At 44.9% G+C, this 13198-nt stretch carries 9 protein-coding genes; 4 read left to right on the top strand and 5 right to left on the bottom strand.

The window, feature by feature from the left end; all coding sequences use genetic code 11:
* Positions 1-209 precede the first annotated feature (209 nt).
* A complete protein-coding gene (dacB, locus tag R7Q09_RS17235) occupies positions 210-1631 on the top strand; it encodes a serine-type D-Ala-D-Ala carboxypeptidase (RefSeq protein WP_238970092.1) in 1422 nt (473 codons plus the stop codon).
* Here dacB and R7Q09_RS17230 read toward each other — a convergent pair.
* Together R7Q09_RS17230 and tyrS are read right to left on the bottom strand one after the other, a co-directional pair.
* Positions 1610-2455 carry a magnesium transporter gene (locus R7Q09_RS17230; protein WP_005380062.1) on the bottom strand — a complete coding sequence of 282 codons (846 nt, stop codon included), beginning with the start codon at positions 2453-2455 and terminating at the stop codon, positions 1610-1612. The genes dacB and R7Q09_RS17230 overlap by 22 nt on opposite strands.
* A gap of 418 nt (positions 2456-2873) precedes the next feature.
* Positions 2874-4061, bottom strand: coding sequence for a tyrosine--tRNA ligase (tyrS, locus tag R7Q09_RS17225; protein WP_017820416.1), 1188 nt, complete (start codon positions 4059-4061; stop codon positions 2874-2876).
* A gap of 130 nt (positions 4062-4191) precedes the next feature.
* Here tyrS and R7Q09_RS17220 point away from each other — a divergent pair, with 130 nt between their 5' ends.
* Complete coding sequence (locus R7Q09_RS17220; RefSeq protein WP_053306755.1) at positions 4192-5484, top strand: peptidoglycan DD-metalloendopeptidase family protein; 1293 nt, start codon at positions 4192-4194, stop codon at positions 5482-5484.
* A gap of 63 nt (positions 5485-5547) precedes the next feature.
* On the opposite strand, the gene vmeK is transcribed toward R7Q09_RS17220, so the two are convergent.
* The 3 genes from vmeK to erpA all read right to left on the bottom strand — a co-directional run bounded on the left by vmeK (position 5548) and on the right by erpA (position 10224).
* Positions 5548-8652, bottom strand: a complete 3105-nt coding sequence (gene vmeK, locus R7Q09_RS17215; protein WP_017820415.1) for a multidrug efflux RND transporter permease subunit VmeK — start codon at positions 8650-8652, stop codon at positions 5548-5550.
* A 9-nt stretch (positions 8653-8661) separates the two neighbouring features.
* Complete coding sequence (locus R7Q09_RS17210; protein WP_005380030.1) at positions 8662-9777, bottom strand: efflux RND transporter periplasmic adaptor subunit; 1116 nt, start codon at positions 9775-9777, stop codon at positions 8662-8664.
* A 105-nt stretch (positions 9778-9882) separates the two neighbouring features.
* A complete protein-coding gene (gene erpA, locus R7Q09_RS17205; protein ID WP_005380031.1) occupies positions 9883-10224 on the bottom strand; it encodes an iron-sulfur cluster insertion protein ErpA in 342 nt (113 codons plus the stop codon).
* Positions 10225-10470: 246 nt separating this feature from the next.
* Here erpA and hemL point away from each other — a divergent pair, with 246 nt between their 5' ends.
* Both hemL and R7Q09_RS17195 read left to right on the top strand, forming a co-directional pair.
* Positions 10471-11766: a glutamate-1-semialdehyde 2,1-aminomutase gene (hemL, locus tag R7Q09_RS17200; RefSeq protein WP_005380032.1), complete on the top strand. Its 1296-nt coding sequence runs from the start codon at positions 10471-10473 to the stop codon at positions 11764-11766.
* Positions 11767-12111: 345 nt separating this feature from the next.
* On the top strand, positions 12112-13197 hold the full coding sequence (locus tag R7Q09_RS17195) for an AI-2E family transporter (protein ID WP_318071129.1): 1086 nt from the start codon (positions 12112-12114) through the stop codon (positions 13195-13197).
* Position 13198 lies beyond the last annotated feature (1 nt).

Raw genomic sequence — 13198 nt, 5'->3', positions numbered from 1 at the left:
TTGGCGCTGGACTAAACAAAGGCCCCCTTTTAGGGGGCTCACACAAAGCCACCTTCTTTAGAAGGTGGTAATTTACACTTCATTTTAAGCAGCGCGCCTTTCTCTCGTGTCTCATTCATGAAGACATTTGAAGCATTTCTTTAGTTACCTAGCATATTGAAAGGACTTGCGTATACTCAATCACATAACTCACCTTAGAAAGTATCATTATGCGTTTACGTTGGCCCTTGCTCATATTCTCTTCATTACTTTCTGCTTTTTCACAAGCGTACCCTCATCAAGAGGTGTTGCCTGAAGGCGCCCGCATCAGTTTAGTTGCGGAAAAACTCAGTGAAAATGCTGAGCTTGACGGTGTTCATCCTACCGAACAACTGTTCCCACCAGCGAGTACATTAAAAATCGTCACCGCATTAGCCGCAAAGCTAGAACTGGGTGATAATTTCCGGTTTCGAACCAAGCTGGAAACGTCGAACTCAGATGCAGTGATTTACTTTGTCGGCGACCCAACACTCCAAACCAACGACTTAAAATCACTTCTCACTCTAGCTAAGAAAAATGGCTTAAAACGGATTAACGGTGACCTATGGCTCGATAACAGCGCATTCACTGGTTATAACCGTGCGGTGGGCTGGCCGTGGGATATCTTGGGAGTTTGCTACAGCGCTCCGGCATCGACCATCACACTCAATAACAACTGTGTACAAGCCTCTATCTATACACAAAAAGATGGTGGAACGCGGGTCTACGTACCAGAGCATCAACCTATTCGTGTCACAAGTACCGTAGAAACAGTTTCTAAAACCATTAAGAAAAGTCGTCATTGTGACTTAGGTTTAGTTGCAAATCCCGATAACAACTACAAGCTAACAGGGTGCTTGGTTGAAAGAGACAAACCATTGCCACTGAAATTTGCGGTTCAAGACCCTGAGCGTTACACCAGTCAAAGGTTGGCGGCTTTGCTCAAGGAGCTCAACATTGGGGTATCGGGAAAGATTAGGGTCGGTACGGCGCCAGAAAAGCAGCGAAAGCTCATCGCAATGCATCAATCAAAAACCTTACCAGACATTCTCGAAGATATGCTCAAAAACTCTGACAACTTGATTGCCGACACATTAACCAAAACACTTGGTGCTAAATTTTTCGTTCAGCCAGGCAGTTTTACTAACGGGACAGAAGCGATCAAGCAGATCATTTTCGCCAACACTGGTATTGATATTCGTAATGCGCGCCTAGAAGACGGCTCAGGACTTTCGCGAAATAACCGTATCTCCGCGACCAAGATGGCTGAAATGCTGCGCTATATTTGGAAGCATGAAAACGAACTCAAATTGATTGCCATCATGCCGAAATCAGGTGAATCCGGCACATTAAAGTACCGACAAAGTATGCGAAAACTTCCAATTAAAGGACAGCTGATAGCGAAAAGTGGCTCTATCTACGGGACTTACAATATGGCTGGATATGGCTTGGATAAAAATGGTCAACCTAACACCATTTTTGTTCAGTTTGTTTCAGACTACTTCCCAGAAAAACGGGACGACAACACACCTGTCATCGCCCCGATTACACATTTTGAGCAGCTTTTTTACAATGACATTGTGAACTTTAGTCAGGCAATACCTAAGAAATAGTTCACCACGTTAAAGTAAATCCACATTCCTGAAATATCGACGATAGACGCAAGAACTGGACTCACCAATACGGCTGGGTCCAACTTGCAAGCTCGTGCAATAATTGGCAACAGCCCGCCCAATGTTGTAGAAATGGTGACTTGAATGAACAGCGCAACTGCTATTGCCAGTGCGATATCGGTCAGTTCAAAGCCTCCTGTTGATTGTCCTGCACTAAATAACATAATGCGTCCAATCATCACGATAGCGATCGCTAGCGCAATAAATAGAGCGACTCGGCTCTCTTTCCACAAAACTTCTAACCATTGGCGTTTTTTTAACTCTCCAGTAGCAAGAGCACGAATCACCAAAGTTGCTGCTTGTGTTCCTGTGTTACCACCAGCAGCTGCAATCACTGGCATGTACACTGCAAGTAAAACAAGCTGACTAAGGGTGTCCTCATACTGAGCGATGATCAAGCCTGACACTATCCCTAAAAGAGCCAGCGCAATGATCCATCCAATACGCTGTTTTACATGCCCTAAAACACTAGTTGATAAATAACCATCGGGTGTATCAACTTCAGACATATGCAGACCCAGTTGGTGAGCATAATGACGTGCGCGTTTGTCATGACCTGCTTGCTCAAGTTGAGCAATAAGACTATTCACATAGCCGACAGAGCAATGCTGTAAAATACCTACAGCCTCATCAATCGGCATAACCGTAAGCAAATGGACTTGTTGCTCTTGCTCGTACTGCAAGAATGCATTGCGAGCTGCACCAATTTCTACTTCAGAAAAGTTTGGTGTTGTTTCAATAAAAGTGTTGTTCATTACCGTCATGGCGAATCTCCCGATTGGCATTGGTAACGACCATCGACAAAGCATGAAAAGCCACTCTTGCACGCTAAAAGTCAGACAACAATTAAGATGCACAGAGAAAACCAATGCGAATGCACTGTCTATTCAGAATGTATGAAGGAAATAACGAGAAGAAAATTAGAAAAGATGCCTCACCACTTAGGTAAGGCGGAGATCGCCAATACCGAAGCGGGTTATTTCGCTCCCTTAATCTTACTCACCCAACGACTGGGAGGATGGTCGGTATTGTTCATGTAAATCTCCGATAGCGCTGCCATTATTGGCAGCGCAAGTATAGTAACAAAGTTCATCAGGTATGGAAGTTTTACTTTGCCGTTTTTGCTAAATTTTCATACAAAAAAAGCGCCCTTCGGACGCTTTCATTTGCAGTCATTATGAATTACTGAATAGTAATACGAGCAAATTTACGTTTGCCTACTTGGAACACGTAAGTACCCGCTTCTGGAGCAAATTTGCTGTCCGCAATTTTTTCACCATCAATCTTCACAGCGCCCTGCTTAACCATGCGCATCGCATCTGACGATGATGGACATAAGCCTGCTTCTTTCAACAGATTACTCACTGGGCGACCTGCGTCAAAGTCAAACTCTGGCATTTCATCAGGAATTTGGTTCTTCGCAAAACGGTTTACGAATTCTTGCTCTGCTGCATCGGCATCGGCTTCACTGTGGAAACGAGCAATAATTTCTTTTGCTAGCAATACTTTGATGTCACGAGGGTTTTTGCCCGCTTCTACATCAGCTTTGAATTGAGCAATCTCTTCCAGAGGACGGAAAGAGAGCAGCTCGTAGTAGCTCCACATTAGGTCATCAGAAATAGACATGATTTTACCAAACATTTCGCTTGGCGCTTCGCTGATACCGATGTAGTTGTTTGCTGACTTAGACATCTTCTTCTCGCCATCAAGGCCCACTAGAAGCGGCATCATCAGTACAACCTGAGGTTTTTGACCGTGAGACTTTTGCAGTTCACGACCCATTAGAAGGTTGAACTTCTGGTCTGTACCACCTAATTCAACATCCGTTTCCATTGCTACTGAGTCCCAGCCTTGTAGAAGTGGGTACATGAACTCATGAATAGCAATTGGCTGACCACCCGCGTAACGCTTTTTAAAGTCGTCACGCTCTAGCATACGAGCAACGGTTTGGTTTGCCGCAAGGCGAATCATACCTTCTGCGCCCAGTTCAGACAGCCACTCAGAGTTAAACTGAATTTTAGTCTTTGCAGGATCGAGAATTTTGAACACTTGCTCTTTGTACGTTTCAGCGTTACGCAATACGTCTTCGCGACTTAGCGGTGGACGAGTTGTGTTTTTACCTGTTGGGTCACCAACCATTGCAGTGAAGTCACCGATTAGGAACGTCACTTCATGACCTAGTTCTTGGAACAAGCGAAGCTTATTGAAAATAACCGTATGGCCTAGGTGAATGTCAGGTGCTGTTGGATCAGCGCCCAATTTAATACGTAGAGGACGGTCTTCTTTTAGTTTTGCGATTAGCTCTTCTTCTGGAATCAGCTCTTCAACACCGCGCTTAATCTCGGCTAGTGCAGCTTCAATGCTCGCCATTCTTGTTCACTCCCACAGATTTGGCAAAAATATAATAGCTGAACATATTACTTGAATAGCGATGCATTTTGAAACACGTTAGACTAGGTAGTTGTCACTTTTTCCGTTTAATTTAGCAATCAAGTACCTCATGCATTCGATTTTTGTCCGACTTCCACTCTTGCACAAAGTATTGATCGGTTTTTTTAGTGCGCTGATTATCTTCGCGCTCTTCTTTTTACCTGATCCGCAAGACCTAGACCCGCAGCAGAGCCGATTAAAAGTTGGTCAACATTATCCTGTGCCAGTTTCCCTCGAACTCAGTGCACTAAATAGTTCATCGCCTGCGGTTCCTGCCGTGCTGCGCTGGGAGACATACAAGGTAAAAAATGGCGAGAGTGCTGCCATCTTATTTAATCGCGTAGGGCTTTCTGCTCGTCTATTACATGAACTGGTGTCATCAGACAAAGAAGTGGAAAAACAGTTAACTCGGCTTCGACCTGGTGACCGATTGCAATTTGGTTTTGACGAAAATAACGACTTGGTGCAGCTAAGAAGAACACTAAGCGCGTTCGAGACTTTTCGTATCACATTAAAAGACGGCAAGTACGTTTCTGAAGTTGATAAAAAAGAAGTCGACTTCCAGTACAACTACGCTGAAGCCACCATCAAATCAAACTTTTGGAATGCAGGAATATCTTCTGGATTAAATGGTAACCAAATCATGGAACTGGCTGGCATATTTGGTTGGGACATCGACTTTGCTTTAGATATTCGTAAAAACGACAGCTTCCGAGTACTTTACCAAGAGGAAGTGGTAGAAGGTGAAGTAATCGGCCGTGGAAAAATCATTGCTGCGATCTTTAAAAACCAAGGAGATACCTTTACCGCAATATTGGATCAGAAAAGTGGCAAGTATTACGACGAAAATGGGCGTGCAATGAAAAAAGCATTCTTACGCGCGCCGTTGGATTTCCGTCGAGTTTCGTCTAATTTCAACCCACGCCGCTTACATCCAGTGACGGGACGCGTTCGTCCTCATAGAGGCACGGACTATGCAGCACCAGTGGGCACCCCGATTTGGGCGGCTGGTGATGGTGTCGTTCAAAAATCGTCTTACAACAAATTTAATGGTAACTACGTTTTCATTAAACATAGTAATACTTACATTACCAAGTACCTGCACTTAACCAAACGTACTGTACGAGCTGGTCAACGCGTTAAGCAAGGCCAAACCATTGGTACGCTTGGCGGAACTGGCCGTGTAACTGGCCCTCACCTGCACTATGAGTTCCTTGTGAATGGTGTCCATAAAAACCCGCGCACGGTGAATTTGCCACAATCTAAATCCCTGACAGGCAAAGCGAGACAAACTTTCATGGCAAACGCGAAAATTAGCATGGACAAGCTTGAACGCTACAGCAAACTGCTAGCAATGAAGTAAGCCAAGTATTGAAAAGGGCAGCGAAGCTGCCTTTTTGTTTTGTCGATATCATCACGATAAAGCTTACTGTTCGGAGTGATGCTCTCTCCCGAGCATAAGCAAACACGGTGTCAGAACTAACGTTAGCAAAGTCGCAAACGCCAAACCACCCGCGACAGCGGTCGCAAGCTGAGACCACCATTGAGTGCTTGGTGCGCCAAACTCCACTTTCTGATTAACTAAGTCGATGTTCATTTCTAACACCATTGGCAATAAGCCTAATATGGTGGTCACCGTAGTAAGTAAAACGGGTCTTAAACGCTGCACACCCGTACGCAAAATAGCCTCAGATTTTTCTAAACCACGTTTACGCATCTGATTATAAGTATCGATTAAAACAATATTATTGTTTACCACGATACCAGCCAACGCAATCACTCCAATTCCCGACATAATGATGCCAAATGGCTTTTGGAAAATAAGTAACCCAGCGAAGACACCAACGGTAGAAAACAGCACTGCACTAAGGATTAAGAAAGCTTGATAAAAGCTATTAAACTGCGTAATTAAAATCAAAGCCATGACACCAAGCGCGACAATAAAAGCATTTTGCAAGAATGCTGATGAGTTTTCCTGCTCTTCATTTTGACCCCGAATCTTATATTCAATACCTTCCGGTAAGTCGAGCTGTTCCATTCCAGCGGCAATCTTAGGTAACTCAAGCGCCAAATTGTAACCTTCCACCATATCCGCTTTAATATTGATAACTCGATGACCGTCGACCCGACGAATAGTGTCTTGCTTATGATCTGGTTTGATTTGAGCAAAATTCGTAATCGGTACCAGACCAGCTGCCGTTTTCACTCTCAGTTGATCAAATCGACCTATGTCGCGCTTATCTTGCGGATAGCGCACCAAAATATCGACTTCTTCATCCGCATCATCGGGCAAATAATCGCCTATTTTCAAGCCGTTCGTAACAAACTGGACGGTATTCCCGACTAAAGTAGCATCCGCTGCAAAGCGAGAGGCGTCATCTCGCTGGATATCAATTTGCCAATCAATCCCTTCCTTATTAGTGGTATCACTCAAGTTGGTCAGTGCAGGATTACCATCAGCCCAATGTCGTACTTTTTTGGCTGCTTCATCTAACGCACTAACACTCAAATTTCGTGATGACACTTCAATCACGAGATCATGCTCGACAGGCGGTCCTGCGTCCGGGAATTTATACTCAAGTTCAACACCATAAAAGCGGTCTGTCGTCTCTTTTAGTTCCTCAATAATGGTTTTCACTTTACGTCGATATTGCCAATCCACAGGCGTTATTTGAATCTGGCCAATCTCATCCCCATTATCGCTCGATCCTGTGCGCGTGTAGACACTTTCAAACTCGTCATGACCGAGCATCACCTTCTCGATTTCGCGCATAACAACATCTTTTTCGTGAATAGACAGGTCACCATAAGAACGAACTTTAACGGTAAAAAAGGCAGGGTCCACTTCAGGGAAAAACTCTGCACCCAAGCCAGCTTTGTTGTAAGTGAAGCCGACACCTGCCGCTAGCAGTATCGCGCTGAGTAAGACCTTCCATGGATGACGAATCGCTACCGACAGAGTCTGGTAATAAAGCTTGGTAATGCCTGTCGCTTTTTCAAAGTTGCCGTTATGCAGCTCCACCATTTCTCGCTGAGCTTTCTGATTGACTACTTGAGGCTTGCCAATGATCCCACCGATGACAGGAACGAACAGTAAAGCCATCATCAGTGAAGCGGCCAAGGTAGCAATTAAAGTAAGTGGTAAGTACTTCATGAACTCACCAGTAATGTCTGGCCAGAAAAGTAACGGAGCAAACGCAGCCAATGTGGTTGCTGTGGATGCGGTAATAGGCCAGGCCATTCGCTTTGCTGCATCTCGATAGGCTTCTTTACGTGGCGTTCCTTCTTGCATGCGCCGATCTGCAAACTCTGTCACCACAATGGCACCATCCACCAACATGCCTACCGCCATAATTAAAGCAAACAGTACGACGATATTGACCGTCAGCCCAAATACTGATAACACCAACAACCCAGTCAAGAACGATCCTGGAATAGAAATCCCCACGAGAAGCGCGGTCCTAACCCCCAATATGGCAATAATGACGATAACTACGAGGATAATTGCGGATAAGATATTGTTTTGTAGATCACTGAGCATCAATTTGACATCGTCGGATTGATCCCAAGTATATTTAACTTGCAAATTGTCGGGCCACTCGGCGCGCTTCTGTCCCAGAGCCAGTACTTCTTTTACCAGCTCAACCGTTTCAATGATGTTTTCCCCTGCCCGTTTTTTTACGTCCAAAACGATGGCAGATTCGCCATCTAAACGAGCAAAACTTTCAGGATCGCGAAATGCACGTCGTACTGTCGCCACATCGCCAAAAGTGATCACCTCTTTGCCATTCACCTTGATCGGTAGTTCAAGCACATCTTTCAGTGAATCAAAAACCGATGGGACTTTTACCGAAAAGCGTCCATACCCAGTATCGACAAACCCCGCAGCCACAACTCGGTTATTCAAGGCAATTAAATTATAGATGTCCGCTTGATCGAGACCGTAGCTTTCCATCAATAGCGGATCGACAACTATCTCCACGATGTCTTCGCGATCTCCTGCGATTTCAACCTCAAGAACCTGACGGAAACTTTCCAAACGATCACGTAACGTTCTGGCAATCTGAACAATGGTTCGCTCTGGTACGGTGCCATAGAGCACAACGGTCAAAACAGGCTCTTCAGATGCAAACGTGACTTCGTTTACCGTCGGCTCATCACTGTCCTCTGGTAACTTTGGCTTCGCAAGATCAACCGCATCACGCACATCTGCCATCGCTTTATCAAGATCCACTCCGACACTAAATTCCAGCGTCACCGAAGCATGACCTTCTGATGCCACAGAGGTCATCTCTTTTACGCCTTCAATTGAACGCAGCTCTTGCTCTATTGGGCGAACCAATAAACGCTCGGCATCGACAGGAGAAATGCCTTGATGTCCAACAGAAACATAAATAATCGGAATGGTAATATCAGGGCTCGATTCCTTGGGGATTGTGACGTAAGTAATGACACCAGCAATTAATATCATCACCAACAATGTCAGCATAGTGCGAGCGCGAGATAACGCAGCATCAATCAGAGTGTACATAGGTGCTCCTTACTGCTCATTAGCCGCTTCAATAACTACGTCATCAACTTTATTGGCCAGTACTTGATCACCATCTCGCACAAAACCTTGTCCCAGCACGATAATGTCTACACGCTCTCCTAACCCAGAGAGCCACACACCATCATCCTCGGCCTTAACGAGTTGAATTGGAACAAACTCAACATGCTCATTACGCAGTGTTTTAACACCTAAATTACCTTCTTCATCGAGTGCTAGCATTGCAGCCGTAATCTTTACCGCCAACACTTCACTCAACGGCAGCTGTACTTCTGCGCTCATACCGGCAGGAATTCTTGCGTCTTGATTATCAATTTCGATTTCAATTGGAAATGTATTAGTAGAAGCAGAAGAAACACGTCCAATGTAGCGCACACGACCTTGATGATGCTGTTGGTTAATGGTTCTTACGTCGGCTTCTAGGCCTTCCTTAAGGTATTGTATATGCCGTTCACTGACATCGGCTTCAATCACTAAAGTATCCAAATCAATGACCGTTGCAATAGGATCGCCAATCCCGACAAAATCACCTAACTCAACAAAGTGGTGATCTACGATGCCATCAAATGGCGCTTTAACCTCAGTATTTCTTAAAGCCGTTTGCACGTTACTCAAATTCGCACGTGCATCTACCAACGCTGCTTGCGCTGTCGCAAATGCAACCTCACCTTGCAGTCCACGACTTTTTAGCGATTTAGCTGCATTAAACTCTTTCTCTTTAACCAACAGCATCGCCTGGGCCCGTTTAAGTTGAATGCCAAGGTCGCGCTTATCGATGTTTGCGATCACTTGTCCCTGTTTGACCGCTTGGCCTTTCTTTATGTTAAGACTGACTATTTTACCGGCAACTTCGGCGCCAAGACGCGCTTGACGATTGGGCGCTGTTCGTCCATACAATTCAATGGTTTTACTGGTAGGTTCGGCAAGAAAAGTATCAAACATCACCTTTGCAAGTGGTGTCGTGTTCGTGGATGTTGAAGAGTTAGGATGATCATCTTGTGCTTTGAGTTGGCCGATGGTTAGCCATGCAACAAGAAGTAAGACGAGGATAAGAGATACTAGCCAAGGGCGCTCGACAATTCGGCGTCCAAAAGAAAGTCCAGACATATAAAGTCCTTTTTATTATTTCTCTGCATATCTGCGAGCGTGCGCTTTACGTGACATCCTTCTACATAAAGCACAGGCAGCCATTAGCTGCCTGTTAGGTGTTAATTACACACTGAACGATGCACCACAACCACATGTTGTCGTTGCATTGGGGTTATTTACGAAGAAGCGCGCTCCTTCCAACCCTTCTGTGTAGTCAACAATACCGCCAACGAGATATTGCAGACTCATAGGGTCTACAACCAGTGTTACACCACTGTTTACGATTGTCGTATCGCCTTCGTTTACATTTTCATCAAAAGTAAAGCCGTATTGGAAGCCGCTGCAGCCGCCGCCAGTAATGTATACGCGCAGTTTCAATGCTGGGTTTTCTTCTTCAGCAATCAATGCTTTAACGCGAGATGCTGCTGCGTCAGAAAAAGATAATGGTACGTTTACTTCGCTCACGAAGACCTCTCTCACTCGTGTAATGCGTCAAGCCTGAAGCAAGACGTCAAATTTGTGCTAATTGAGACGATTATCCAATACCTGACAAACTCGTTCAAGTATTCGCCGCCGATTCTTTATAACAGATGCGGATATATAAGATTACACTGCGAAACAACACATAAATTAAGCAAAACGTTTCTAACTTGATTATAGCTAGGTACAATGCGCTCCACTTGGTCCGAGCAATCAAAAGAGGATAACCCCATGACCAAATCATCAGAGCTGTATCAAAAAGCTCAGCAAACCATCCCTGGCGGTGTCAATTCACCAGTTCGTGCATTCAACGGCGTTGGCGGCTCTCCGCTATTTATCGAACGAGCAGACGGTCCACTGATTTTTGATGCCGATGGTAAAGCGTATATTGATTACGTTGGCTCTTGGGGTCCAATGATTCTTGGCCACAACCACGCGGTTATCCGCGAAGCAGTAATTGATGCAGCGCAACGCGGTCTTAGCTTCGGTGCGCCAACAGAGCTTGAAATCGCGATGGCAGAATTAGTTTCTGAGCTTGTTCCATCAATGGAGCAAATCCGCATGGTAAGTTCTGGTACTGAAGCTACTATGAGCGCGATTCGCCTTGCACGTGGCTTCACCGGTCGCGACAAGATCATGAAATTTGAAGGTTGTTACCACGGCCACGCTGACAGCTTGCTAGTAAAAGCAGGTTCTGGAGCACTAACTCTAGGCCAACCAAGCTCTCCTGGCGTTCCTGCAGATTTTGCTAAGCACACGCTAACAGCAACATTCAACGACCTAGATTCTGTACGCGAGCTATTTGCTGCTAACAAAGGCGAAATTGCTTGTATCATCGTTGAGCCAGTAGCAGGCAACATGAACTGTATTCCACCAGTGGAAGGCTTCCACGAAGGGCTACGTGAAATCTGTGATCAAGAAGGCGCGCTACTAATTTTTGATGAAGTAATGACAGGCTTCCGTGTTGCTCTAGGCGGCGCGCAAGCACACTACAACATCAAACCCGACCTAACGACACTGGGTAAAGTGATTGGTGGCGGTATGCCAGTAGGTGCTTTCGGTGGCCGTAAAGAAGTGATGCAATACGTTGCACCTACAGGCCCAGTTTACCAAGCTGGTACCCTTTCCGGTAACCCTGTCGCAATGGCAGCAGGCTACGCATGTTTGAACCTTCTAAAAGAAGAAGGCAACGAAAAGCGCCTAGCTTCTAAAACGAAACAACTTGCTGAAGGCTTTAAGTCTCTAGCAGAAAAACACGGTATTCCGCTAGTTGTTAACCAAGTGGGCGGTATGTTCGGCTTCTTCTTCACTGACCAAGAAAAAGTAACTTGCTACGAAGACGTAACGAAGTGCGATGTAGAACGCTTCAAGCGTTTCTTCCACTTAATGCTAAAACACGGTGTCTACCTTGCGCCATCTGCGTTTGAAGCGAGCTTTACTTCACTCGCTCATGGTTCAAAAGAGATTGATGCCACACTAGAAGCTGCTGACCGCTGTTTTGCTGTTCTTGCAGAAGAAGCGAAATAATCGCTAAAAACGGCGATAACGCATTTAGAAAAGGACCGTAACGGTCCTTTTTTATTGCCAATTCAAAATAACCAATATCGCTAATACCCCAACGACAATGCCAAACCACGGTATTCGCTTAGCTTTTTTCTCGGTTTGACACTTTTTATCACCGTTGCAACAACCCATAGCTCATCTCTTGATTGATAACCGACTGATTTGTAGTCATTATAGCAAGGTACATCGCCCTGCTCTAATTCGGCATTGTCATAAGCTTGAAAGAGTTAAGAGTGCAAAGTAATAAAGGTTACACGCCATCATTGAAGGCATAAACCGTAAACGTCACCTGTAAGTTGGACTAATACCATGCCAAATAATGTAAAAATAACGTCGAGTCACCGAGTACTAATGGTTGCTTTACTCGCCGCTGCTTTTGCTTGCTACTTATTGGTTGAGCCATATATCAATTCCATTGTGATGGCTTTTATCATTTCTTTGCTCATGTTTCCGATACACGAATGGTTTGAGCAGAAAATTCCCAAGCACCCCAATATGGCGGCACTGCTGTCATGTGTCGTCTTGACGTTTATTATTGTTATCCCGCTTTTATTTGTGTTTGCCGCCATTGTTCAGCAAGGCTCTGTTTTCTCACAAAATACATATAATTGGGTTACCAATGGTGGTATCCAAGATATATTCCAACATCCTTTCGTTATCAAAGGCTTAGCGATTGTTAATGAGTACTTACCTTTTGATAAAATCGAGCCCAAAGCCATTGCTGAGAAAATTGGTCAATTTGCCACATCGTTTGGCTCTAACTTAGTTGCTATCAGCGCAAAGATTTTAGGAGACGCAACCAACTTCCTTATGAACTTCTTCCTAATGCTGTTTGTGCTGTTTTTTCTGCTTCGTGACCACGACAAAATTATCTCTGCGATTCGTCATATCCTGCCACTCTCACGTAGCCAAGAAGACCGCATATTGACAGAGATAGAGCAAGTTTCTAAATCAGCCGTAATGGGCTCATTCATGACAGCGATTGCTCAAGGTCTGGCTGGCGGTATCGGTATGTGGCTAGCAGGCTTCCCTGGGTTATTTTGGGGAACGATGATGGGCTTTGCATCATTTATTCCAGTGGTAGGAACCGCGCTAATCTGGATTCCTGCAGCAGCGTACTTGTTCTTAACAGGCGATATGACTTGGGCTATCTTCTTGACGGTGTGGAGTGTAGTTGTCGTTGGCTCTATAGATAACCTATTGCGCCCGTTGCTAATGCAAGGCAGCGCCGGCATGAATACCCTTATGATTTTCTTCTCATTACTGGGTGGTCTGCATCTGTTTGGTTTGATTGGTCTTATCTACGGCCCACTTATTTTTGCCGTGACCATGGTACTGTTTCATATCTACGAGGAAGAATTCAAAGACTTCCTTAACCAACAAGACAACAGCTAGT

Source organism: Vibrio sp. 2130-1 (assembly GCF_033339515.1).
Note: the sequence above shows the minus strand (reverse complement) of the source record. Positions and strands in the feature narration are given on the sequence as shown.